At 62.5% G+C, this 22,053-nt stretch carries 23 protein-coding genes; 7 read left to right on the top strand and 16 right to left on the bottom strand.

Features of this window, described 5'->3' with window-relative positions; genetic code table 11:
- Positions 1-2: 2 nt before the first annotated feature.
- Together ACYG9R_RS21585 and aptA are read right to left on the bottom strand one after the other, a co-directional pair.
- Positions 3-422, bottom strand: a complete 420-nt coding sequence (locus ACYG9R_RS21585; RefSeq protein WP_245260016.1) for an endonuclease domain-containing protein — start codon at positions 420-422, stop codon at positions 3-5.
- Between the two features lie 139 nt (positions 423-561).
- Positions 562-1,890, bottom strand: coding sequence for an omega-aminotransferase AptA (gene aptA / locus ACYG9R_RS21580; protein WP_023687994.1), 1,329 nt, complete (start codon positions 1,888-1,890; stop codon positions 562-564).
- A gap of 255 nt (positions 1,891-2,145) precedes the next feature.
- On the opposite strand from aptA, the gene ACYG9R_RS21575 reads away from it, so the two are divergent.
- Positions 2,146-2,775, top strand: a complete 630-nt coding sequence (locus ACYG9R_RS21575; protein ID WP_023687993.1) for a TetR family transcriptional regulator C-terminal domain-containing protein — start codon at positions 2,146-2,148, stop codon at positions 2,773-2,775.
- Positions 2,776-2,785: 10 nt separating this feature from the next.
- Here ACYG9R_RS21575 and ACYG9R_RS21570 read toward each other — a convergent pair whose 3' ends face one another.
- Positions 2,786-3,658 (bottom strand): helix-turn-helix transcriptional regulator, encoded by an 873-nt coding sequence (locus ACYG9R_RS21570; protein ID WP_023823185.1) that lies wholly within the window; start codon positions 3,656-3,658, stop codon positions 2,786-2,788.
- Between the two features lie 99 nt (positions 3,659-3,757).
- On the opposite strand from ACYG9R_RS21570, the gene ACYG9R_RS21565 reads away from it, so the two are divergent.
- Both ACYG9R_RS21565 and ACYG9R_RS21560 read left to right on the top strand, forming a co-directional pair.
- The gene (locus ACYG9R_RS21565) at positions 3,758-4,597 is read left to right on the top strand and encodes an SDR family oxidoreductase (RefSeq protein ID WP_023823186.1); all 840 of its coding nucleotides are present in this window, start codon (positions 3,758-3,760) and stop codon (positions 4,595-4,597) included.
- On the top strand, positions 4,594-5,316 hold the full coding sequence (locus ACYG9R_RS21560) for an SDR family oxidoreductase (protein WP_023823187.1): 723 nt from the start codon (positions 4,594-4,596) through the stop codon (positions 5,314-5,316). The genes ACYG9R_RS21565 and ACYG9R_RS21560 overlap by 4 nt, the downstream gene beginning before the upstream one ends.
- A 2-nt stretch (positions 5,317-5,318) precedes the next feature.
- Here the strand turns inward: ACYG9R_RS21560 and ACYG9R_RS21555 are convergent, their stop codons facing one another.
- The 6 genes from ACYG9R_RS21555 to ACYG9R_RS21530 all read right to left on the bottom strand — a co-directional run bounded on the left by ACYG9R_RS21555 (position 5,319) and on the right by ACYG9R_RS21530 (position 10,405).
- A complete protein-coding gene (locus ACYG9R_RS21555) occupies positions 5,319-5,696 on the bottom strand; it encodes a DoxX family protein (RefSeq protein ID WP_023823188.1) in 378 nt (125 codons plus the stop codon).
- Positions 5,697-5,772: 76 nt separating this feature from the next.
- Positions 5,773-6,231, bottom strand: a complete 459-nt coding sequence (locus ACYG9R_RS21550; RefSeq protein WP_023690827.1) for a carboxymuconolactone decarboxylase family protein — start codon at positions 6,229-6,231, stop codon at positions 5,773-5,775.
- A 26-nt stretch (positions 6,232-6,257) separates the two neighbouring features.
- Positions 6,258-6,776, bottom strand: a complete 519-nt coding sequence (locus ACYG9R_RS21545) for an RrF2 family transcriptional regulator (RefSeq protein ID WP_023823189.1) — start codon at positions 6,774-6,776, stop codon at positions 6,258-6,260.
- A 109-nt stretch (positions 6,777-6,885) separates the two neighbouring features.
- Positions 6,886-8,199: an NAD-dependent dihydropyrimidine dehydrogenase subunit PreA gene (gene preA / locus ACYG9R_RS21540; protein WP_023668204.1), complete on the bottom strand. Its 1,314-nt coding sequence runs from the start codon at positions 8,197-8,199 to the stop codon at positions 6,886-6,888.
- A 59-nt stretch (positions 8,200-8,258) separates the two neighbouring features.
- A complete protein-coding gene (locus ACYG9R_RS21535) occupies positions 8,259-8,612 on the bottom strand; it encodes a hypothetical protein (RefSeq protein WP_023668203.1) in 354 nt (117 codons plus the stop codon).
- A gap of 425 nt (positions 8,613-9,037) precedes the next feature.
- On the bottom strand, positions 9,038-10,405 hold the full coding sequence (locus ACYG9R_RS21530) for an NAD(P)-dependent oxidoreductase (RefSeq protein WP_023668201.1): 1,368 nt from the start codon (positions 10,403-10,405) through the stop codon (positions 9,038-9,040).
- 252 nt (positions 10,406-10,657) lie between these two features.
- Between ACYG9R_RS21530 and ACYG9R_RS21525 the strand changes: the two genes are divergently transcribed.
- Positions 10,658-11,062, top strand: a complete 405-nt coding sequence (locus ACYG9R_RS21525; protein ID WP_155923166.1) for a hypothetical protein — start codon at positions 10,658-10,660, stop codon at positions 11,060-11,062.
- A 68-nt stretch (positions 11,063-11,130) separates the two neighbouring features.
- Here the strand turns inward: ACYG9R_RS21525 and ACYG9R_RS21520 are convergent, their stop codons facing one another.
- Positions 11,131-11,850 (bottom strand): gamma-glutamylcyclotransferase, encoded by a 720-nt coding sequence (locus ACYG9R_RS21520; RefSeq protein ID WP_023668199.1) that lies wholly within the window; start codon positions 11,848-11,850, stop codon positions 11,131-11,133.
- Between the two features lie 192 nt (positions 11,851-12,042).
- On the opposite strand from ACYG9R_RS21520, the gene ACYG9R_RS21515 reads away from it, so the two are divergent.
- Positions 12,043-12,819, top strand: a complete 777-nt coding sequence (locus tag ACYG9R_RS21515) for a VOC family protein (protein WP_023823190.1) — start codon at positions 12,043-12,045, stop codon at positions 12,817-12,819.
- Between the two features lie 75 nt (positions 12,820-12,894).
- On the opposite strand, the gene ACYG9R_RS21510 is transcribed toward ACYG9R_RS21515, so the two are convergent.
- The gene (locus ACYG9R_RS21510; RefSeq protein WP_023705593.1) at positions 12,895-13,383 is read right to left on the bottom strand and encodes a hypothetical protein; all 489 of its coding nucleotides are present in this window, start codon (positions 13,381-13,383) and stop codon (positions 12,895-12,897) included.
- Positions 13,384-13,591: 208 nt separating this feature from the next.
- Between ACYG9R_RS21510 and ACYG9R_RS21505 the strand changes: the two genes are divergently transcribed.
- A complete protein-coding gene (locus ACYG9R_RS21505; RefSeq protein WP_023707718.1) occupies positions 13,592-13,984 on the top strand; it encodes a DoxX family protein in 393 nt (130 codons plus the stop codon).
- Positions 13,985-14,081: 97 nt separating this feature from the next.
- Here the strand turns inward: ACYG9R_RS21505 and ACYG9R_RS21500 are convergent, their stop codons facing one another.
- Entirely contained in the window at positions 14,082-16,523 is a 2,442-nt protein-coding gene (locus tag ACYG9R_RS21500; protein WP_023712071.1) for a GcvT family protein, read from the bottom strand.
- A gap of 78 nt (positions 16,524-16,601) precedes the next feature.
- Positions 16,602-18,140, bottom strand: coding sequence for a trimethylamine methyltransferase family protein (locus ACYG9R_RS21495; RefSeq protein ID WP_023821802.1), 1,539 nt, complete (start codon positions 18,138-18,140; stop codon positions 16,602-16,604).
- A 216-nt stretch (positions 18,141-18,356) separates the two neighbouring features.
- Here ACYG9R_RS21495 and ACYG9R_RS21490 point away from each other — a divergent pair, with 216 nt between their 5' ends.
- Positions 18,357-18,947, top strand: a complete 591-nt coding sequence (locus tag ACYG9R_RS21490) for a transglycosylase SLT domain-containing protein (RefSeq protein ID WP_023735994.1) — start codon at positions 18,357-18,359, stop codon at positions 18,945-18,947.
- Positions 18,948-19,003: 56 nt separating this feature from the next.
- Here ACYG9R_RS21490 and ACYG9R_RS21485 read toward each other — a convergent pair whose 3' ends face one another.
- The 3 genes from ACYG9R_RS21485 to ACYG9R_RS21475 all read right to left on the bottom strand — a co-directional run bounded on the left by ACYG9R_RS21485 (position 19,004) and on the right by ACYG9R_RS21475 (position 22,024).
- A complete protein-coding gene (locus tag ACYG9R_RS21485; protein WP_023668192.1) occupies positions 19,004-19,441 on the bottom strand; it encodes a TA system VapC family ribonuclease toxin in 438 nt (145 codons plus the stop codon).
- On the bottom strand, positions 19,438-19,665 hold the full coding sequence (locus ACYG9R_RS21480) for a hypothetical protein (protein WP_023668191.1): 228 nt from the start codon (positions 19,663-19,665) through the stop codon (positions 19,438-19,440). The genes ACYG9R_RS21485 and ACYG9R_RS21480 overlap by 4 nt, the downstream gene beginning before the upstream one ends.
- Positions 19,666-19,807: 142 nt before the next feature.
- Positions 19,808-22,024 (bottom strand): dipeptide ABC transporter ATP-binding protein, encoded by a 2,217-nt coding sequence (locus ACYG9R_RS21475; RefSeq protein ID WP_023668190.1) that lies wholly within the window; start codon positions 22,022-22,024, stop codon positions 19,808-19,810.
- Positions 22,025-22,053: the final 29 nt, after the last annotated feature.

Here is a 22,053-nt window from a genome sequence, read left to right as displayed (position 1 = left end):
CTCTAAAACCTCATCGGTTGCGGGGCGGCGGCGTCCCCCTCCCCCTCGAGGGGAGGGTGGCCGCGAAGCGGTCGGGTGGGGTCGCCCGCGACGCGCGCGACCTTCTCTTTGACCACCTGCGCGACGTGCCAAGCGCTGTTTATGACATCGGGCTCGTCAACACGGAAGACTTCAAATCCGAGCGATCGCAGATAAGCATCGCGAACGGCATCGTGCCGCCTACCCCTGTCGTGTTCGTGCATGTCGCCATCGACCTCAACGATCAGCTTCACCGCCAAGCAGGCAAAATCCACGATGTACGGCCCAATCGGGCACTGACGGCGAAACTTGATGCCGGCTGATTTCAGGTCCCGCAGTTCATACCACAGCAGCGATTCTCCTTTGGTCGCGTGAACTCGAAGCGCTCGCGCCTTTTGGCGCATTTCGAAGCTCACGCGGGTACGGGGCATCAGGAGCGGCCTCGGAACAAAAGAGCGGGTCGGCGTCCGGTCGCACCGACCCCACCCGACCGCTTCGCGGCCACCCTCCCCTCGAGGGGGAGGGATATCCGCGCCCGGTTTGTCAATCGATCGCCCTCAGCACTTCTCTGACATGGTCGATCAATTCGTTGATCTGGCCCTTGGTGATGATCAGTGGCGGCGACAGCGCGATGATGTCGCCGGTGGTGCGGATCAGGGCGCCGCGCTCGAACGCCTTGACGAAGGCCGAGAAGGCCCGCTTGGTCGGGCTGCCTGCGATCGGCGCCAGTTCGATCGCGCCGATCAGGCCGATGTTCCTGATGTCGATGACATGCGGCTCGCCCTTCAGCGAATGCAGCGCATCTTCCCAGTAGGGCGCCAGTTCCTCGCCACGGGTGAGCAGGCCCTCTTCCTTGTAGGTGTCGAGCGTGCCGAGTGCGGCGGCACAGGCGATCGGATTGCCCGAATAGGTGTAGCCGTGGAAGAACTCGATCATGTGCTCGGGGCCGGTCATGAAGGCGTCGTGGATTTCCTTCTTCACGAACACCGCGCCCATCGGGATGACGCCGTTGGAGACGCCCTTGGCGGTGGTCATGATGTCGGGCGTGACGCCGAAATAATCCGCTGCGAACGGCGCGCCGAGACGGCCGAAACCGGTGATGACCTCGTCAAAGATCAGCAAAATGCCGTGCTTGGTGCAGATCTCGCGCAGTTTCTGCAGATAGCCCTTCGGCGGCAGGATGACGCCGGTGGAGCCGGCGACCGGTTCGACGATGACGGCGGCGATGGTCGAGGCGTCATGCAGGGCAACGATGCGCTCCAGCTCGTTGGCGAGTTCCGCGCCATATTCCGGCACGCCCTTGGAGAAGGCGTTCTTTTCCGGCAGATGCGTGTGCGGCATGTGGTCGACGCCGCCGAGCAGCGTGCCGAACATCTTGCGGTTGGTGACGATGCCGCCGACCGAGATGCCGCCGAAATTGACGCCGTGATAGCCGCGTTCGCGGCCGATCAGGCGGGTGCGCGCGCCCTCACCCTTCACACGGTGATAGGCGATCGCCATCTTCAGCGCGGTTTCCACCGATTCCGAACCGGAATTGGTGAAGAAGACATGGTCCATGCCCTTGGGCGCGAGGTCGACCAGGCGGTTGGCCAGTTCGAACACGATCGGGTGACCCATCTGGAAGGCCGGCGCATAGTCGAGTTCGGCGGCCTGATGCTGGATCGCCTCGGTGATCTTGGGACGGCAATGGCCGGCATTGACGCACCAGAGGCCCGCGGTGCCGTCGAGCACCTTGCGGCCGTCGCTGGTGGTGTAATGCATGTCCTTGGCGGACACGAACATGCGCGGCGCCTGTTTGAACTGCCGGTTTGCCGTGAACGGCATCCAGAATGCGCTGAGATCGTTCGGCGTGACTTTCAGCCGGTTGGACATGACCAAGACTTCCCCTTGTAACCTGTTTCGGTGCGGCTAACGCTTGGTCTTTCCAAAGCTTGGTCTTTGCTGCGTTTTCATGCTACGCAAATTTTTGACCGATTGGACAAACGTTAGCACCGCCCTGTCGGCGGTCAAGGGATTACTAGCGGAAATGCGGCCTGCGAAGTGCGCTCCACGGGTAAGAGAAAAACTGGTCCAGAGAATTGGTCCAGATGACCCGCTCGGCCAAGGCTTGCAGGGGTGAGCGGCGCCATGGAAGGCTCAGCCCCTCGCCGCACCCGCATCCAGCAGGAAAAGCGCGAACTGATCCTGGAAGCAGCGCTCGAAGTCTTCTCCACCAACGGCTTTCGCGGCTCGACCATCGACCAGATCGCCGAGGCCGCGGGGATGTCGAAGCCGAACCTGCTCTATTATTTCCGCCGCAAGGAAGACATCCACGAAACGCTGATGGAGCGGCTGCTGGCGACGTGGCTGGCGCCGCTACGTGAACTCGACGACATCGGCGACCCCCTGACCGAGCTCAGGAGCTACATCCGGCGCAAGCTCGAAATGGCGCGTGATTTTCCCAGGGAGAGCCGGCTGTTCGCCAACGAGATCCTGCAAGGCGCGCCGCGCATCATGCCGCTGCTGGCGGGTGAGCTGAAAACGCTGGTCGACGAGAAGGCCAACGTCATCAAGGGCTGGATGCGCGCAGGAAAAATCGCCCGCACCGATCCCTGGCACCTGATCTTTTCGATCTGGGCGACGACGCAGCACTATGCCGATTTCGATGTCCAGGTCCGCGCGGTGCTTGGGCCCGATCGCGGCGGCGACGGCCGCTTCGAGGATGCGGCGCGGTTTCTGGAGCAGTTGTTCATTGATGGGCTGAAGCCGAAGGGCTGACCTTTGGGCGTCAGGCGCTGCGGCGCTCCGCCGGCATCGCCTCAAGCAAATTCTGCAGCTTCTCGATCGAATTCTGTTCGGCCAGCGGCGTGTAGACGATCAGCTTCATGTCCGAGCCGTCGTCGATCGACAGGCTCATATGCTCGAACGTCATGGCGCCGGCGCTCGGATGTCGGACATGTTTCACCCCCGACAATCGGCGTGCCACGTCGCGTTGCGGCCACCAGTCGCGAAACTCCGGACTTGAGCGCGTCATAAGCACGATCAGCCGCTCGAAATCCGCATCGCCCACATAGCGGGCGCTTTCCGCCCGGAACGAGGCCAGCACGGTGCGCGCCAATTGCTCCCAGTCAACCAGCAGGCGCCGGTGATGCGGATTGGTGAACACCATGTGGACGATGTTGCGGGCGTCGCCCTCTAGCAGGCCATAATCACCGAACACCGCTACCGCCGCCGGATTCCAGGCCAGCACGTCCCAGCGCCGCCCGACGACATAGGCCGGCTGCAGCACCAGGCTCTCCAGCATATGCATCAGCGGGCCATCGACCTTTTCCGGCGCAGCCTCGCGGTTCTCCGGCTGCTGGCGGCCTGCCAGGATGAACAGATGCCGCCTTTCAACGGCGTCGAGGCGCAGCGCTTCGCTGAGCGCCGCTAGCACCTCCACCGAGGGTCTGACCTCGCGCCCCTGCTCTAGCCATGTGTACCAGGTGGTGCCGACGCCGGCGATCATCGCCACTTCCTCGCGACGCAAGCCTGGCGTGCGTCTCCGCAGGCCGGTCGCGATGCCGGTGGCGGACGGCGTCAATCTTTCGCGGCGCGAGCGCAGGAAGGCGCCAAGCTCGCGCCGGCGGCTGTCTTCAGCGGAGTGCGTGGGAGCATCCATGAGAGCTATTATAGCAGTATTGATACCAGGATAAAGTTTGAACTGTTTGGGCTGGGTCAGGCGCCCCATCTTCCATCCAGAGAGATGGAGGCTCTGAATATGGATCTGAAAGACAAGACAATCCTCATCACCGGTTCGACCGACGGCGTCGGCCGTGTCGTCGCGCAAAGGCTGGGCGCCGGCGGCGCGCGCGTGCTGGTGCATGGCCGTGACGCGGCTCGCGGCAAGGCAACCGTCGCAGAAATCGAATCCGCCGGCGGCAAAGCCGAGTTCCTCGCCGCCGACCTCGCCTCGCTAGCCGAGGTCCGCCGCCTTGCCGAGGCCGTACGCGCAAAAACCGACCGGCTCGACATCCTCATCAACAATGCCGGCATCGGCACGGCCGGCGCCAAGCGACAGCTCAGCGCCGACGGCTTCGAACTGCGCTTTGCGGTCAACTATCTCGCCGGTTTCCTGCTGACCTCGGAACTGCTGCCGCTGCTCAAGGCGAGTTCGCCGGCGCGCATCATCAACGTCGCTTCGGCCGGCCAGCAGGCGATCGATTTCGGCGATGTCATGCTGACACGTTCCTATGACGGCGTGCGCGCCTATTGCCAGAGCAAGCTGGCGCAGATCCTGTTCACCATCGACCTGGCCGGAGAGTTGAAAGGCAGCGGCGTCACCGTCAACGCTCTGCATCCGGCGAGCTACATGAACACCACCATGGTCCGCCGGGCCGGCGTGACGCCATGGAGTTCGGTCGAGACCGGCGCCGACGCCATTCTCAACCTCGCGACATCGCCCGCCCTGGAGGGCCGCAGTGGCCTCTATTTCGATGGCCAAAAGGAATCCCGCGCCGACGCACAAGCCTATGACGCCAAGGCCAGACAGCAATTGCGAACCCTGAGCCTCGACTTCGTCGGCCAGGCTTCCCCAAAATCGAAGGAACAGCATTCATGACCGGCAAGATCGAACACACGGTCGTCATCGGCGGCTCATCCGGCATCGGCCTGGCGACGGCGCGAAAACTGCTTGGCCCGGGCATGAAGGTGACCATCACCGGACGAAACCAGGACAAGCTCACCAGCGCTTGGAAGAGCCTCGGCGGCGCCGCCGAGAAAGCTGCCTTCGATGCTTCGAAGCCGGACGAAGTCCGCCAGTTCTTTGGGGAACTCGGACCGTTCGATCACCTCGTGCTGGCTGCCAGCGGCGGCAAGGGACTTGGGCCGTTCGAAACCCTCGACCTCTCAGACATTGCCGGCGGCGTCGACGAGAAAGTCCGGCCGCAGCTGTCCTGTTTGCAGGCAGCCTTGCCGACGCTCAACAGATCGGGATCGGTGACTTTCATCTCGGCGGTGTCGGCACAATTGTCGGTGCGCGGCGTGGCCGGCATCGCCGCCGTCAACGGCATGCTGTTGACAGTGGTGCCGATCCTGGCGGTCGAACTGAAGCCTCTGCGCGTCAACGTCGTTGCGCCCGGCGTCATCGACACGCCATGGTGGGATTTTCTGGCCGAAGACCAGCGGCAGGCGGTGTTCAGCGAATATGCCGGCAAAACCCCGGTGGGCAGGATCGGCCGCGCCGAAGACGTCGCCGGCGCAATCGCCTTTCTCGTCTCCAACGGCTTCATGACCGGCCAGGTGCTGACCTGCGATGGCGGTTTGCGCTTCGCGGCGTGACCTTACAGCGACTGTGCGATCAGCGTGAGAAAGCCTCCGGCCAGGGCGACGTTGCCGACGAAGCCGTTGATGCGCGAGGCCCGGTCCGGGCCCTGATGGTCCCAGAAATTGTGGAACATCGGCGTGGCGACGATGAGAAACAGCAGCAGCACGGCGCAGGCGGTCGCAGTCCACAGGCCGGCCATCAACAGCGCGCCGGCAATGGTCTGCAGGACGATGCCGGCCCACAACGCCAATCTCGCCTGCGGCACGCCGCGCGCGGTCATCAGCCCTGTCAGGAAGGTCTCGTTCTGAACATTGCGCAGGCCGGCGAAAACGAAGGCGCCGCCGAGCAACAGGCGGCCGAGAAACAAAAAGGTCGAAGGCAAATCGACAGGCATGAAATCTTCCCCGTGCTTAAGCATGAAACAGGTGGAGCGCCGCCCTTTCGACGGCGCTCCATGACTAACCGGACGGTCAGGCTGCTTTGGCAGCCGGCATCGGGTGAATGGCGTGGAACGGGATGCAGAGCCGGTTCCAGGTGTTGATCATGCCGATCGCGACCGACAGCTTGACCAGTTCCTCTTCCGAAAAGTGCTCGAGCGTGCGGGCATAGAGTTCGTCCGAAACGCCATTGTTGGCGATCAGGGTCGTTGCCTCGGTCCAGGCAAGGGCCGCGCGTTCACGTTCGGAAAACAGCGGCGATTCCTGCCAGGCCGAAACCAGATAGAGCCGTGTCTCGGTTTCGCCGTCGCGCCTTGCCTCGCGGCTGTGCATCTCGACGCAGTAGGAGCAGCCATTGATCTGCGAGGCGCGGAGCTTGATCAAATGCAGCAGGCTCACTTCAAGCCCGCATTCGTCGACCGCCTTGTTGAGCGCTGACACCGCCTTCATGATTTCCGGCGCCTTGGCAAAGAATTGCAGTCTCTGTTTCATCGTCTTTCCTTTCTGTCTGGCGGGGGTTAACTTTGCTTGGCTGCAGCGGGTTTCTGCGGCCGCTGATGGCGCGCGACAAAGGCACAGCTGGCGGCAAACGATCGCGGATCGCCTTCGGCCTTGTAATCAGCCACGATGTCGGACAACCGGGTTTCCGCGAGAGCGGCACGATAGGCGCGCTCGGCTTTCAGCATCGCGGCATTGATGCCGCACGGCTTCACATAGGCCGAAGCATCGATCTTGACCGGGCCGCGCTGGCGGATCTCGCCGCAGCGGAAGGCCGGCTCGCGACCCTCGACCGCAAGCACGATATCGAGCAGCGTGATGCGCTCGGCCGGACGCGCCAGCCGGTAGCCGCCCGCCGGTCCCGGCACCGATTCCAGGATGCGCGCAGCAGTCAGCTGGTTCAGATGTTTCAGCAGATAGCTCGGCGACAGGCCGAAGGACTCTGCCAAAGCAGCACCCGGTATCGTGCTGTTGCCCTCCACGCTGGCCAGTGTGGCCGCGCAATGGATGGCCGCTTCTACACCCTCGCCCAGTTTCACGATGTTGCGCTCCTATTCATGGATATCTTTTATCCTAGATAAATTTTATCTGCAATTGGAAAATGAAAAACGGCGCTCGAAAGCGCCGCTTTTTTCTTCGACCCGTTCCCTACTCCGCAGCCACCTTGGCCATCGGGTTGTTCGGGTGCGTCGTCCAGTTGGCATAGACCGGCGACACCGGCTTGCCGGTGCGCTGGTCCATCACGCCGGCGGCCAGCGGCTCCATGGTGATGCAGTTCTCGACCGGGCAGACATTGACGCACAGATTGCAGCCGACGCATTCGGCCTCGATCACCTCGAAATGCCTGACGCCGTCGACCATGTTGGTGATTGCCTGGTGCGAAGTGTCCTCGCAGGCGATGTGGCAGCGGCCGCATTTGATGCAGGCGTCCTGGTCGATACGCGCCTTGGCGATGTAATTGAGGTTGAGATACTGCCAGTCGGTAACGTTGGGCGTGGCGCGGCCGACAATGTCGTTGAGCGAGGCGTGGCCTTTCTCGTCCATCCAGTTTTCGAGACCGGCGATCATCTCCTGCACGATCTTGAAGCCGTATGTCATCGCCGCCGTGCACACCTGCACATTGCCGGCGCCGAGCGCCATGAATTCAGCCGCATCGCGCCAGGTGGTGATGCCGCCAATGCCGGAGATCGGCAGGCCGCGCGTTTCCGGATCGCGGGCGATCTCGGCCACCATGTTCATGGCGATCGGCTTCACCGCCGGGCCGCAATAGCCGCCATGCGAGCCCTTGCCGTCGATGGTCGGCTGCGGCGCGAAACTGTCGAGGTCGACGCCGGTGATCGAGTTGATGGTGTTGATCAGCGACACCGCGTCGGTTCCGCCGGAGAGTGCGGCGCGCGCCGGCTTGCGCACATCTGTGATATTCGGCGTCAGCTTGGTGATGACAGGCATGCGGGTGTTGGCCTTGCACCAGCGCACTACCATTTCGATGTATTCAGGCACCTGGCCGACAGCCGCGCCCATGCCGCGTTCCGACATGCCGTGCGGGCAGCCGAAATTGAGCTCGATGCCGTCGGCTTCGGTCTCCTCGACCACCGGCAGGATCGCCTTCCAGCTTTCCTCGACGCATGGCACCATCAGTGAGACGACGATGGCGCGGTCGGGCCAGTCCTTCTTGACCTGTTTGATCTCGCGCAGATTGACCTGCAAATCGCGGTCGGTGATCAGCTCGATATTGTTGAGGCCGAGCAGGCGCCGGTCGGCCCCCCAAATCGCGCCATAACGCGGGCCGTTGACGTTGACCACCGGCGGACCTTCTTCGCCCAGCGTCTTCCACACGACGCCGCCCCAGCCCGCCTTGAAGGCGCGGATGACATTGTAGGCCTTGTCGGTCGGCGGCGCCGAAGCCAGCCAGAACGGATTGGGCGATTTGATGCCGACGAAATTGTTGCGGATGTCTGCCATGGGTCTTTCTCCTCTGGCCGTGGCGGGCTTACCGCCACCTTAAAGCGTTGCCTATCGGATCATTCCTCGCATCGAAGAAAAACCGATGGCGGTTCACCTTCGACCGTTACCGTGATCTGGTCCGGATCGCCCTTGCGCGCTTCCAGCCCGACCATTTTTTCATCCATGCGCACGGTCTCGTCCCCGTTGAGATAGACGCTGGCGCATGAAATCCTTGTCTCAACATGATCGCCGCTTGGCGGCCCGGATGTCCATTGGCAGATCGTGTGCTCGCTGAAGCCGACACCGGATGCCTCGACGGACATCCGCTCTTCACCCTTCGCGTCACACCATTGCGTATAGAGCCAATAGTCCGGTGAAGCCGCCGGCATTGCCGCGGTGCCGATGACGGCAGCGAGGATCGGCGCGATCATCGCAGTGCCCGGTTGATCAAGCGGGTCGGCTTTACCGAGGCCAACCAGAACGGATTGGGCGATTTGATGCCGACGAAATTGTTGCGGATGTCGGTCATAACTCTCTCCGCTAGCTACAGATCACAACAAGAGTCATCTGAACTGCTACAGGCTCACTCGAATCGTTTCGGACGACGACCTGCCACACATGGTCGCTAAACGGATAACTTGCCGATACAACCAACGCAGTAGGGTTGGCCGGCGGGATATCAAGCGCGTAACCTCCAGAGATGAGCTCCTCGTTCCCGCACCCAAGCATAGGAGAGAACGCCTCCCCTGCGCGAACGTCCGGTTGATCAAAATATCTGGTCACACGATGAGCCGCCGAGGCGTTGGCAGAAAACAGCAACAGGCTCGTGCTTAAAGCTCCAACGAACTTGACGACGTTAGGCATTCCAGCTTCCTCCAGCCAGTGCCCGGTTGATGCTCTCCGCCGCGTCGCGGCCTTGCGCGACGGCCGAGACCGTCAAATCGTCGCCGCCGAAGATGCAGTCGCCGCCGGCCCAGACATTGGCGAGCGAGGTGCGGCCTTCCGCATCGACCTTGATGCGGCCGGCTTCAAGATCGATCGAGGCGCCGCTTCCATTAAGCGCGGCCGGCACAAAGCTCTGGCCGATGGCCTTGAACACCTGGTCGGCGGTAAGCGTCAGCGTCTCGCCCGTGCCGGCAAGCCTGTCCCCGTTCATAGCGGTGTATTCGAGCTCGATGCCCGACACTTTGCCAGCCTCGGCGATGACCCGCTTCGGCTGCAGCCAGTGGCGGATGGTGACGCCGTTGGCCGCGGCCAGATCCTGCTCGAACTCGGAGGCGTTCATGTGCTCCTGGCCGCGCCGGTAGCAGATCGTCACCTCCTCGGCGCCGAGCAGCTTCGACTGCACCGCGGCATCGATCGCCGTCATGCCGCCGCCGATGACGACGACGCGCCGGCCGACCGGCAGGCTCGCGAGATCGCTGGCCTGGCGTAGCCCGGCGATGAACTCGACCGCATTGACAACGCCATCGGCGTCCTCGCCATCCGCGCGCAACGCATTCACGCCGCCTAGCCCCATGCCGAGGAAGACGGCATCGTAATTCAGGATCAGGTCCGACAGCTGGTAGTCGCGGCCGAGCGCCTTGCCGTTATGGATATCGATGCCGCCGATCCCCATGACATAGTCGACCTCGGCCTGGGCGAAATTGTCGATGCTCTTGTAGGCGGCGATGCCATATTCATTGAGGCCGCCGGCCTTCGGGCGGGCTTCCAGAATGGTGACGTCATGGCCCTGGCGGGCGAGCCGGTGGGCCGCGGCAAGACCGGCCGGTCCGGCGCCCACGACGGCGACCGACTTGCCGGTCGATTCAGCGCGCGGATAAAACTGCTTGTGCTCGGCCATGGCGACATCGGTGGCGTAGCGTTGCAGGCGGCCGATCTGCACCGGCTTGCCTTCCGCCACCTCGCGCACGCAGACCTCTTCGCACAGCGTCTCGGTCGGGCAGACGCGGGCGCACATGCCACCCAATATGTTCTGGTCGAAAATCGTCTTGGCCGAACCGATCGGGTTGCCGGTCGATATCTGGCGGATGAACAGGGGAATGTCGATCGAGGTCGGGCACGCATTCATGCACGGCGCATCGTAACAGAAATAGCAGCGGTCTGATTCGACCAGCGCCTCGTGGTGATCGAGCGGCGGATGCAGGTCGGAAAAATTCTCGGCGTACTGGTCGGCGGCAAGCCGGCCGCCGGCAATGCCGTCCTTGAACTGGCCTTCTGGCATCGTCAGTTCCCCATGTTTTCGTTTTGGGAAAGGCTAGCACGTTTTATTTTTTTATCAATTGGTCAATTTTCGACCCAAGCCGCTGAAAAGACTAGCTGATAATATGATTTAGTTGCTCATGTTATGAGTGACGGTTGCGTCCTCAAAGAGGGGAGCGCGACAAGCTCCAAGTCGCGGCAAGCTGTTCCAGGCCAGCGCGAAATGATAGGGCGCTTGAGCACGATGCGCGGCTTTCATTCAACGGAGAAGACGATGACCGATGATAGGGAGACGGCTCACCGGTGGGAGCCCGTGGGAGATTTACCTCTGGCTGCCTGTCAGGTGTGGCGTCTAAAATCCGACAATAACTTTGAGCTGACCGTCGAAGGCGACTTCGGGACATCGGAACGAACTCTCAAGATCGATTTTCAAGGGGTAGTAGCCCTGGCTGCCCATGATGACATGCTGGGACTGACCAAAATCCGTGCGGACACCTCGATCCCATTGATTGGATCTGGCAGGCAAGCCTCCTACAGGTGGCCGATCCTGCGAGTGGAGAACTCGCATTGGTTGCGATCGACACTTGGCCCGACAGTAGACTGTACGCATTTTCTGCTGCTCAGTCTCGAATGCACGGTTGAGGTCATTGCTCGTGAAGCCACTCCTTCTTGGATCTGATCACCCGAGGAGCGAAACGCCTTGAAACCGCATACGCTCCGGCACAGGCCAAGATTGGTGGCTGTTCGCTACGAAGGTGCCAGCTGTAGGCTGGCATCTGAGGGGCCGCCATGAATCGACCTGATCTCGTCGGCAACCAGTTGCTGCAGCCGCCACAGATTGCGGTCGCGGATGCCGAATTCCTCGAGGTGGCTGACGGTGTTGTAGAGATATTCCGCACCCGAGCCGACATGGCCGCAGGCCCGCGCCAACACCCGCGCCACCCGATCTAGCGGCTGCCCAAGCGAGGTTCCCCTGCCCGTCACCCCGACCCAGAAGCCGAGCGCCCGTATCCGGCCCTGCTCCGTGCGCACGGGAACCCACCGGACCGAGCTGACACTCTCATGGTCGTCGATCTCGCGCCGCAACAATCTTTCGATCTGCTGCGGCTTGTCGCCGTCGGGCAGGCGGTAGATGACGCCGTCGCATCGGCCGCCGCGTTCGAGCGCCATCATCAGCCCCGGCTGCGCGACGCTGCCGCGCCAGCGCACCATGTCGAGGCAGAAGGAGCGATGCCAGCCAAACGCAGTGGCGCGCTGGCGTTCGACGGGCTCGAAAGCCGGCTTCCAGATCAGCGAGCCATAGGCGAACACCCATAACGGCCCCGCATCGGCTTCGTCGGAGAGCCGTAAGGCAAGCGTGCGAAAATCCTCATCGTTCAGCTGCGTCCAACTGCAGTCGGGTCCGGGATCGACCTCTTCGCGATGACACAGTGACACAAGCTCAGGCGTGAGCGACATAAGGCGCATGAAACGACTACCCCTCGTTTGCCCAAGGAAAGTCGAAAACCGCCGCACGTGCAAGGCGTCGGTGGGGCGAAGTGCGGAACGATGTGTCAACGCAGCCGTTGAATTTTCTCCGGTTCGCTGTCGGATTCGCGTCGCTGAAAACGTCCTTTGATGGATCGGACGACGATCTATGCATAGGTGAGGAGACCGAGAATGCCGAGATCCCCAATGCCCTTCTTCTGGTACGAGTTGATGACCAGCGACCTCGATGCGGCGCAAGCGTTCTACACCAGCGTGGTCGGCTGGCGGGCCGAGCCCTTCGACAAGGCGCCCGGCATGCCGCGCTATATCGTGGTGAACTCCGCCGAGCGTGGCGTCGGCGGGCTGATGACCCTGCCCGAGGAAGCAGCCAGGACGGGTCTGAAGCCGGCCTGGTTCGGCTATATCCACACCAGCGATACCGATGCCTCGACCGAGGCACTGAAAGCCGCCGGCGGGGCTGTTCACCGCGAACCCGACGACATTCCCGGCGTCGGCCGCTTCTCCGTCGTCGCCGACCCGCAAGGCGCCGCCTTCATGTTCCTGCAGCCCAGTGGGCCCGACCAGCCCGTCCTTCCGGCAACGACGCCGGGCCATGTCGGCTGGCACGAGCTTTATGCGGCCGACCGCCAGAAGGCCTTCGATTTCTACTCAAGCCAGTTCGGCTGGACCGATGCCGGTAGCATGGACGTCGGCGAGATGGGCATCTATCAGACCTTCTCGGCCGGCCCTGAATCCGGCGGCGGCATCATGAACAAGCCGCAACAGCTGCCGGTACCGGTCTGGCTGTTCTACTTCAATGTCGATGCCATCGACGCAGCCGCCAAACGCGTCACCGACAATGGCGGCAAGATCGTCATGGGTCCGATGCCGGTGCCGACCGGCCAATGGATTGCCCAGTTCACCGATCCGCAAGGCGCCTATTTCGCGCTGATCGCGCCGGGCCGCTGATCCCCTCCGGTACTCGCCTGCACGGAACTGCTCTCATCGCACTGCCGGTGCGATGAGAGGCGCGTCCGGGCGCGGTCACTCCGGCGCCAGCACCGCGACCTTGAGGTTCTCTTTCCTGGCGCCGCTGAGCTGGATCGTGGCTGCGCCAGGCGTCAGCTTGAAGCGCACGCTCTTGCGGATGCCGGGGCAGGTCTTCACGCCGGTGAAACCCGCTGATTTCACGGCTTGGCCATCCTGAATGACGTCGACCCAGGCCTCGTCGGACAGGCTGATCTGGAGCTCTCCTTCCGGTGGCACCGCCACGTTTGCCGTCGCGCCGAACGTGCCGGCTGCCGGCGCGCGTTGCGGTGAGACCGTGAAGCTGACCGCATCGACCGGCTCCAGCGCCATATCCGCGGCTTCGCCGAAAGCAAGAGAGGCACCGGACTGCGCGGCGGGCGCAGCCGGAAACAGTTCCTGCTCGCGTGTCACCGGCCATTTGAAGGCATCGCAGCCAGCATCAGCGGTCATGGCGAAACTGGTGCTTGCGAGAATTGCGAACAGGCTGACGGCGACTTTTTTCATGGCTAGGAACCCGTTTGGTTTGGAGTGTCTACACGCAGGCATACAACTTAAACGAGCTGTATGCAACCATAACGAGAACAAATTTTGAAGTCCAGACTGGAAGTGATTTCCAATCACCGATTGTTGATGACAGGCCACGCGAAGTGAATGGTCCAGCGCCGGGTGATAATTTATGGCCGGGCCGCAGGGTTGGAAAAATGGAGTTTAGATGAAGCTTTTTGACGGTCTCGCCAGATTTCAGCCGCAGGCACTCGGCGTCCTGCGCATCATGACGGCCCTGCAGTTCCTCGAGCATGGCTCGCAGAAACTGTTCAATTTTCCGGTCAGCGCCGAGCCTCACGCTCTTAGCGGCCTGACGGCGACGGCAGGCATCCTGGAGTTCGCCGGTGGCATCCTGCTGGCGCTCGGTCTGTTCACCCGCCCGGTCGCGTTCCTTCTGGCCGGCGAGATGGCCATCGCCTATTTCATGGCGCACTACCCGCGCGACTTCTTCCCGGTCAACAACAGCGGCGACGCGGCAATCTCCTTCTGCTTCATCTTCCTCTATCTGGTGTTTGCCGGCGCCGGCGCCTTCGCGCTCGACAACCGCCGCAGCACCTGACGCGCCTGATGCATGTCGCCCAAAAGTGCGCAGCGGTTTTGGGATAACGACTTGCACAAAACAAGACTCTGAAGCGCCTCGGCGAAGCCGAAGCGCTTCAGGCGCGCATTCGCTCGAAGTTCGCGTCAAAGAGCGGCGCTGCCTGAACGCGCGCCGCGTGGCGCTTGCCCAAAAGTTCGATCTCGAAGCCGTCGCTCTTGTCTGCGATCTCCTTCGGCACATAGCCGATGGCGACGGATTTTTTCGAGTGATGCGCATAGCCGCCTGAGGTCACCCAACCGCGCACCGCGCCACCGTACCAGATCGGCTCGTCGCCGATGACATCGGCATCGTCGGCATCGAGGATAAATGTGCGCAGCCTGAGCTTGCCGCCCTGCTTGCGCTCGGCAAGAGCGCCGGTTTTACCGATGAAATCGGCATCCTTGCCATAGGCGACGAAACGGTCGAGCCCGGCCTCCAGCGGCCCGTAGATCGGCCGGTATTCGCGCGCCCATGAGCCGTAGTTTTTCTCCAGCCGCAGCGCATTGAGCGCGCGCGAGCCGAACAGGCCGAGGCCGAATTCCGCGCCTGCCGCCATCAACGCCTGGAAGGCAGCGCGCTGATATTCCGGCGCCACCCAGATCTCGTAGCCGAGATCGCCGGTGTAGCTGACGCGGCCGACCAGGCACGGCGCCATGCCGATGTCCATTTTCGCGACGGCCATGAAGGGGAATGCTGTGTTGGCGACATCCGCGCGGCTGACCTTTGCCAGCACCTCCCTCGCCTTGGGTCCGGCGATCGCCAGACCGGTCAGTTTCTGCCCCAGCGCCTCCATGCGCACTGAGCTATCCGCAGGTAAATGCGCCTCGAACCAGCGCATATGATACTGCTCGGCGATACCGGAGCCGGCGATGAACCACTCGGTCCCGTTGGAATTGGGGGCACCGATATTGGCCAGCGTGAAATCGCCGATGAGCTTGCCGTCATCCTTCAGCATCGGCGCCAACGTCATGCGGCCTGGCTTGGGCAACTTGCAGGCAAAGATCCGGTCGAGCCAAGCGGCCGCCCCTTCTCCCGTCACCTTGTATTTGGCGAAGTTCGAAATCTCCGCCAGGCCGACGCTTTCACGAACCGTCGCGACCTCATTGGCGACATGGGAAAAATCGCTGGAACGCCGCCACGAGAATTCGTCCCTGACACCCTCGGGCGCATACCACAGCGGCACTTCCAGCCCATAGGACACACCCCATTGCGCACCCTTGGCCGACAGCAAATCGTAGATCGGCGTCGTCTTCAGCTGCCGCCCGGCGGGCAGCTCCTCATTGGGAAAGCGAATCGAGAAGCGGCGCGAATAATTCTCGCGCACCTTGGCGTTGGTGTAGGCCATCGTCGCCCAGTCGCCATAGCGCGCCACATCCATGGCCCAGATGTCGGCGCCGGGATCGCCCTCGATCATCCAGTTGGACAGCGCCAGACCGACGCCGCCGCCTTGTGAAAAGCCCGCCATGACCCCGCAGGCGACCCAGAAGCCCGGAAGGCCGCGCACCGGCCCGACCAGCGGATTGCCGTCCGGCGCGAAGGTGAAGGGGCCGTTGATGATCTGCTTGATGCCGGTCCTCTCGAAGGCCGGGAAATGCCGGAAGCCGACTTCGAGCGACGGCGCGATGCGGTCGATATCCGGCTCCAGCAGTTCATGGCCGAAATTCCACGGTGTCTGGAATTCGGACCAGACCTTGTTGGCCTTCTCATACGTGCCCATCAGCATGCCGCCGCGCTCCTGGCGCAGGTACAGCTCACCGTCGAAATCGACGGCATGGATGATTTCCGTCCCGGTCTTGGCGTTCCACGCCGCCACCTCGGGCATATCCTCGGTGATCAGGTACATGTGCTCCATTGCCAGCACCGGCAGCTCCAGCCCGACCATGCGGCCGACCTCGCGCGCCCATAACCCGCCGGCATTGACAACATGCTCGGCCACCACTTCGCCCTTGTTGGTGATGACGCGCCACATGCCGTCGGGCCGGCGCACAATGTCCTCGACCTTGGTGAAGCGCTCGACCTCGGCGCCCAGTTTCCGCGCGGCCTTGGCATAGGCATGCGTCACGCCGGAGGGATCGAGATGGCCGTCCTCCTTGTTGCGGACGGCGCCGACGAATTGTTTCGGGTCGAGCAGCGGCATCAGCTCGGCCGCTTCATTGGCCGATATTTCCTCAAGGTCGATGCCGAGGTAACGCCCCTTGGCGACGACGCCGCGCAGCCAGTCGAGCCGCGCCTCGGTCGCCGCCAGAAGTACGCCGCCGGTCAGATGCACGCCGGTCGCCTGTCCCGACAGCTCCTCGATCTCCTTGTAGAGCGAGATCGTGTATTTCTGCAGCTTGGCGACGTTGGGGTCGCCATTGATCGTGTGCATGCCGCCGGCCGCATGCCAGGTCGAGCCGGAGGTCAGCTCGTCGCGCTCCAAAAGCACGACATCGGTCCAGCCATGACGCGCCAGATGGAACAGCACGGAGCACCCGACGACGCCACCGCCAATGACCACGACCTTTGCATGCGATTTCATGAGTTTTGCTCTATTATCAATGAGTTGAGGAGATAAGGTGAATCAGAAAGGCAGCGCCGCGCGCCGACGCTGAAAAAGTCACGGCTCGCCCTGCCCGATCGCTTCCTTGCGCCTGGCCACATACTCCTCCAGCGCCTCGCGCACGGCGATATCCATCACCGGCTCGACATAGTCTTCCAGCGCCTTCTTCCACAGCCGGGTCGCGCGCGCCGTCGTGTCGAGGCCGCCCGCCTCCTGCCATGCCTCGTAATTCTGCCAGTTGGACAGCATCGGCTGGTAGAAGGCGGTGGCATAGCGTTCCAGCGTGTGCGGTTCGCCGAAGAAATGGCCGCCGGTCGGCACCGCGCCCAGCGCCTCGACAGCAAGCTCCGCCTCATCGACGACGATCGGGCGCAGGAATTCCATCATGTGCTGGATCATCTCGACATCGATGATGAGCTTTTCGAACGATGCCGTCAGCCCGCCTTCCTGCCAGCCGGCGGCATGATAGACGAGGTTGCCGTGGCCAAGCACAGCGCCCCACAGCGCCATCAGCGTCTCGTAGGCGCCTTGCGCGTCCGCCGCATTCGATGCCGACCCCGGCGTCGTGCGGTAGGGCAGAGAATAGCGCCGCGCCAATTGCCCCGAGGCGATGTTGGCCTTGGTGTTCTCCGGCGTTCCGAAGGCCGGCGCGCCCGACTTCATGTCGACGTTGGAGGTGAAGGCGCCGTACATCACCGGCGCGCCGGGGCGCACCAGTTGCGTCAGCACCACGCCGAACAGCGCCTCGGCATTCTGCTGCGCCAGGGCGCCGGCGAGCGTCACCGGGCTCATCGCGCCCATCAGCGTGAACGGCGTCACCGCCACCGACTGGCCGAACTCAGCCATGGTCATCAGCCCTTCGGCCATCATCTCGTCGAAACGCCGCGGCGAGTTGACCGAGATGATGGTGGCAATGCCGGGATCATCGCGCATCTCGTCCAGCGTCAGCCCGCGCGCGATTGCCATCATCTCGATGCCGTCCAGCGCCCGGCCTCGTCCGATCGCCGAGACATGGAACGATTTGTCGGTCAGCGTCAGATTGGTGAAATAGGTATCCATGTGCCTGGTGTTGGCCGGCAGTTCCACCGGCGCGCAGACCTGGTTACCGAGCATGTGGATGCAGTTGAAATGCTGCGCCAGCCGGGTCAGATCGGCATAGTCGTGCAAGTTTCCGGCGCGCCGGCCGCGCTCCATGTCGTGCACATTGGGCGGCCCGGCGACGAGGGTGAAATTGATCGTGTTGCCGCCGAGATGAATGGTGTTGGCGGGGTTGCGCGGCGTCAGTCGATAGCTGGACTGCGTGGTCTTCAGCGCCTCGGCCACAAGGCCACGGTCGATGCGGACATTCGCGGTCGCATGGTCGACCTTTGCGCCCGCATTCTCGAACAGCGCCAGCGCCCGCTGAGACATTACCTCGATGCCGAAATTTTCCAGAATATGCATCGAAGCTTCGTGGATCGCTTCGACCTGGTCGACTGAGAGCATCGCCATCGGCGGATAGGGATTGGTCACCCGCCGCAGTGGAAGTTGCGGGATGGCGGCAGGCCCCCGGTTGCTGGTTCGCTCCGCGCCGCGCTTGCGTCTTGGTTCATTCATGCCTGGCATCAGAGCGCCGGCATCCGGACATCGCTGTCAGAAATCCGCCCTTCGCGGACGTGATTTTAGCCAAGGCGGCATTTTTGAATTCTGACGGAGATAAAGGCGACGCGAAAGGTCGGAATAATGATACAGGCCCCCTGAGCGCAGCGGGCCGGCAAGCCGTTAAGAAACGCCGAAAGATTCCCTTTATGATTTCGGCCTATTCGTTTTCCAATGCGTAGTTCGAGTTTGAGTAAAATTGTAGCGGTTGGCGTGCTGCTGGCTTTGCCGGCCTGCGCGACGCCGCCCAACCATATCAACAATGTCTGCGCCGTCTTCGACCAGAACGACGGCTGGTTCGACAACTGGCAGTCGGCCGCCGAGCGCGCCTCGCAGAAATACGGCGTCCCCGTCCCTGTGCTGATGGCGACGGTGCGCAAGGAATCCGGTTTCAAGAGCAATGCCAAGCCGCCGCGTACCAAACTGCTCGGCTTCATTCCGTGGAAACATGTCTCGTCAGCCACCGGTTTCTCGCAGGCGCTCGACGGCACATGGTCGCAATATCAGAGCGAAACCGGCAGTTGGGCGGCGAGGCGGACCAAGTTTGCCGATGCCGTCGATTTCGTCGGCTGGTATCATTCCAAGACATCAGACACGTTCGGCGTCGCCCGCAACGACACCTACAATCTCTATCTCGCCTACTATCTTGGCTGGACCGCCTACGGCCGCGGTAACCGTGGCGATGCCGGCGTGCAGGGCTATGCCAGGGCGACCGAAAAGATGGCCCGCGACTATGCCGAACAGCTGCAGCAATGCGGCAGCTGACGTTGCCAAGCGGTCTTGCAGCCACGCAGTTTGCGATCGAAGCGGAACTCAGCAATTCATTCGCTTGGGATCAGGTGGAGGATCGACCTCCCTCCCTTTACCGCTGCCGTCGACAGCTTTCGGTCAAACGTCGCCAATTGGCCGTCACGCGCCTTGGCGAGTCCCAACAGATAGCTATCCGTTACCTGTGCCGGGGTGAGGATCCTGGCTGCATCGATGTCGTTGGAACCGACAAGGCTGATCTCGTCAGGCCAGAACTGATGTCCTGAAAGGGCATGCAGCTTGCCGACAACCTGCGCCACCACGGCGGGCGAACCCGGAGAATTGGGGTATTTCGGGTTGCTTACAATCCTGATGACGCCATTCTCGGTAATGGGACATGTTGCCCATGATAAATGCCCGGAGGATTGGAACCACCGATGGGCATCTTCATGCGCGACGTGAGCCGGATCGATCAACGCAATCAACACATTGACGTCGAGCAGGAAGGTCACGGCAATTCGTCGCGAAGCGCATTGACCATTTCGAGATCGACCATCGGGCCGTCGGGCCGCGATGCAAGCAAGGGGATGCCGTTGCGTTCACCGCCGGTCGGGGGCCTGCGCAGTGAGCGGCGAGCCAGATCGGAAATGACGTCGCCAACGCTGCGATCCTGCTGTCGCGCCATGGCCTTGGCCGCAAGTAGGACATCGTCATCGATTGCAAGTGTGGTTCTCACAATATGCTCCCTATGGCGCATCAAACATCACGCATCACATAAAGCAATGGACAGCAATATTCAAGCGAACGTAGCTGTCGTTCCTTGAGCTATGGCGACGCTGTGGCAATGCGCCAACGAGCGGCATTGCCTCTATGGCTGGTCAGCTCGGCTTCTTGCCATGCGGGCGCTTCGGCGGTTCGCCGGCGAAACCGGGGCCGATCCCATCCGGTGCGTCTTCCGGCACGCCCTCATGCGCTGCGTGTTCCCTGTCGAACTTGATCACCGGCTCCATCGTCGCCAGCACATCGTCCGACAGCCAGCACAGGCTCATATGGCCATCGCCGAGATGCTTCACCGGCGGCACCTTGGTCTCGCACAGATTGTCCGGCACCAGCCTCTTGTAGCCGCAGCGCGTCTGGAACGGGCAGCCGCTCGGCGGGTTCATCGCCGACGGGATATCGCCTTCGAGCACGATGTGCCGTTTGACCACGCTGGTGTCGGCGATCGGGATCGCCGACAGCAGCGCCTCTGTGTAGGGGTGGTAGGGCGGCGCGAAGATCTGGTCGGTCGTACCCTGCTCGACGATGTAGCCGAGATACATGACGACGACCCGGTCGGCGATGTAGCGCACGACGGACAGATCGTGACTGATGAACAGCATCGTCGTCTTGTTCTTGCGCTGGATGTCCATCAGGAGCTCGGTCACCGCCGCCTGCACCGAGACGTCGAGTGCCGACACCGGCTCGTCGGCCACCACCACCTTGGCATCGCCGGCAAAGGCGCGCGCCACGCCGATGCGCTGCTTCTGGCCGCCTGAGAGCTGACGCGGCTTGCGCGTCTCGAAGGCCCGCGGCAGCTTCACCAGGTCGAGCAGCTCCAGCATGCGCTTGCGCCGCTCGGCGACATTGTTGCCGACTTTGAATTTTTCCAGCGTGCGGATGATCTGCGAACCGACGGAGTGGCTGGGATTGAGCGTATCGAACGGGTTCTGGAACACCATCTGGATCGACGACACCGTTTCGACGCTGCGCTTCTCGATGCCGGTCGACTGGATCTCCTTGTTGCCCAGCGTCACTGTGCCGGCACTTGCCGTCTCCAGCCCGAGCAGGACCTTGGCCAGTGTCGACTTTCCGCAGCCGGACTCGCCGACGATGGCGACGGTCTCGGATTCGCGCGCCATGAACGAGATCGTCTCATTGGCCTTGACGACGCGGCCTTCGCTGGAGCCGAACACTTCGCTGCCGCCGACCTTGTAGTATTTTCTCAAATCCTCGATCTTGAGCACCGGCGCGCCGGGCACAACCTTCTCATTGACCTTCTTGGCGCCGGGAGGCAGCGCTTCCCAGTCGATCTCGTTGAAGCGCACGCAGCGCGAGAAATGCCCTTCGTGACCGGCGACCTCGATCATCGGGATTTCGGCGGCATTGCAGACGCCCTCAACGAAATGGTGGCAGCGCGGGCCGAAATTGCAGCCCTTGGGCCGCTCATGCGGCAGCGGCAACTGGCCGGGGATAGAGATCAGCGGCCGCGAATTCTTGTCGGCGCCCGGCAGCGGAATCGAGCGGAACAGCCCTTGCGTATAGGGGTGACGCATCCGGTCGAACACGTCCTTGATCTTGCCGGTCTCGACCGCTTCGCCCGAATACATCACCGTGATGCGGTCGCAGGTCTCGAGGATGAGGCCCAGATTGTGCGACACGAAGATCATCGACGTGCCGAACTTCTCGCCCAGCCCCTTGACCAGTTCGACGATGCCGGCCTCCACCGTCACGTCGAGCGCCGTCGTCGGTTCGTCGAGCAGAAGCAGCGCCGGCTTCGACAGCAGCGCCATGGCAATGACGATGCGCTGCTGCTGGCCGCCGGACAGCTGGTGCGGATAGGAACGCATCATGCGTTCGGGATCGGGCAATCTCACCGAGCGCACCATTTCGAGCGCCCTTTTGTAAGCCTCTTCCTTCGACACCTTGTCGTGGATCAGCGGCACTTCCATCAATTGCTGGCCGACCTTCATCGCCGGATTGAGGCTCGCCATCGGCTCCTGGTAGATCATGGCGATCTTGTTGCCGCGGATGGAGCGCAACTCCTCGTCGGACAGCTCGCCCATGTCCTTGCCCTGGAACTTGATCTTGCCGCCGACGATCTTTCCGATGTTGGAGAGGTCGCGCATGATGCCGAGCGACACGGTCGACTTGCCGCAGCCGGACTCGCCGACGATGCCCATGGCTTCGCCCGGCATCACCGTGCAGGAAAAGTCCATGACGGCAGGGATCTCACCCTTGCGGGTGAAGAAGGAGATCGACAGGTTCTCGATCTCGATGATCGGCGCAGCGCTTGGCCCAAGGGTCGGGTTGCCGGGATTTCGAACTGCCTCATTCATGGGTCGCTCCAATCCTATTTTCATGCTCG

Source organism: Mesorhizobium sp. RSR565B (assembly GCF_054719465.1).
The sequence above is the reverse complement of the archived record's forward strand: the minus strand, read 5'-3'. Positions and strand labels throughout refer to the sequence as shown.

Coding starts and splice junctions, on each gene's coding strand:
- ACYG9R_RS21585 (WP_245260016.1), bottom strand. CDS start 422: ATGCGCCAAAAGGCGCGAGCGCTTCGAGTTCACGCGACCAAAGGAGAA.
- aptA (WP_023687994.1), bottom strand. CDS start 1,890: ATGTCCAACCGGCTGAAAGTCACGCCGAACGATCTCAGCGCATTCTGG.
- ACYG9R_RS21575 (WP_023687993.1), top strand. CDS start 2,146: ATGGAAGGCTCAGCCCCTCGCCGCACCCGCATCCAGCAGGAAAAGCGC.
- ACYG9R_RS21570 (WP_023823185.1), bottom strand. CDS start 3,658: ATGGATGCTCCCACGCACTCCGCTGAAGACAGCCGCCGGCGCGAGCTT.
- ACYG9R_RS21565 (WP_023823186.1), top strand. CDS start 3,758: ATGGATCTGAAAGACAAGACAATCCTCATCACCGGTTCGACCGACGGC.
- ACYG9R_RS21560 (WP_023823187.1), top strand. CDS start 4,594: ATGACCGGCAAGATCGAACACACGGTCGTCATCGGCGGCTCATCCGGC.
- ACYG9R_RS21555 (WP_023823188.1), bottom strand. CDS start 5,696: ATGCCTGTCGATTTGCCTTCGACCTTTTTGTTTCTCGGCCGCCTGTTG.
- ACYG9R_RS21550 (WP_023690827.1), bottom strand. CDS start 6,231: ATGAAACAGAGACTGCAATTCTTTGCCAAGGCGCCGGAAATCATGAAG.
- preA (WP_023668204.1), bottom strand. CDS start 8,199: ATGGCAGACATCCGCAACAATTTCGTCGGCATCAAATCGCCCAATCCG.
- ACYG9R_RS21535 (WP_023668203.1), bottom strand. CDS start 8,612: ATGATCGCGCCGATCCTCGCTGCCGTCATCGGCACCGCGGCAATGCCG.
- ACYG9R_RS21530 (WP_023668201.1), bottom strand. CDS start 10,405: ATGCCAGAAGGCCAGTTCAAGGACGGCATTGCCGGCGGCCGGCTTGCC.
- ACYG9R_RS21525 (WP_155923166.1), top strand. CDS start 10,658: ATGACCGATGATAGGGAGACGGCTCACCGGTGGGAGCCCGTGGGAGAT.
- ACYG9R_RS21520 (WP_023668199.1), bottom strand. CDS start 11,850: ATGCGCCTTATGTCGCTCACGCCTGAGCTTGTGTCACTGTGTCATCGC.
- ACYG9R_RS21515 (WP_023823190.1), top strand. CDS start 12,043: ATGCCGAGATCCCCAATGCCCTTCTTCTGGTACGAGTTGATGACCAGC.
- ACYG9R_RS21510 (WP_023705593.1), bottom strand. CDS start 13,383: ATGAAAAAAGTCGCCGTCAGCCTGTTCGCAATTCTCGCAAGCACCAGT.
- ACYG9R_RS21505 (WP_023707718.1), top strand. CDS start 13,592: ATGAAGCTTTTTGACGGTCTCGCCAGATTTCAGCCGCAGGCACTCGGC.
- ACYG9R_RS21500 (WP_023712071.1), bottom strand. CDS start 16,523: ATGAAATCGCATGCAAAGGTCGTGGTCATTGGCGGTGGCGTCGTCGGG.
- ACYG9R_RS21495 (WP_023821802.1), bottom strand. CDS start 18,140: ATGAATGAACCAAGACGCAAGCGCGGCGCGGAGCGAACCAGCAACCGG.
- ACYG9R_RS21490 (WP_023735994.1), top strand. CDS start 18,357: ATGCGTAGTTCGAGTTTGAGTAAAATTGTAGCGGTTGGCGTGCTGCTG.
- ACYG9R_RS21475 (WP_023668190.1), bottom strand. CDS start 22,024: ATGAATGAGGCAGTTCGAAATCCCGGCAACCCGACCCTTGGGCCAAGC.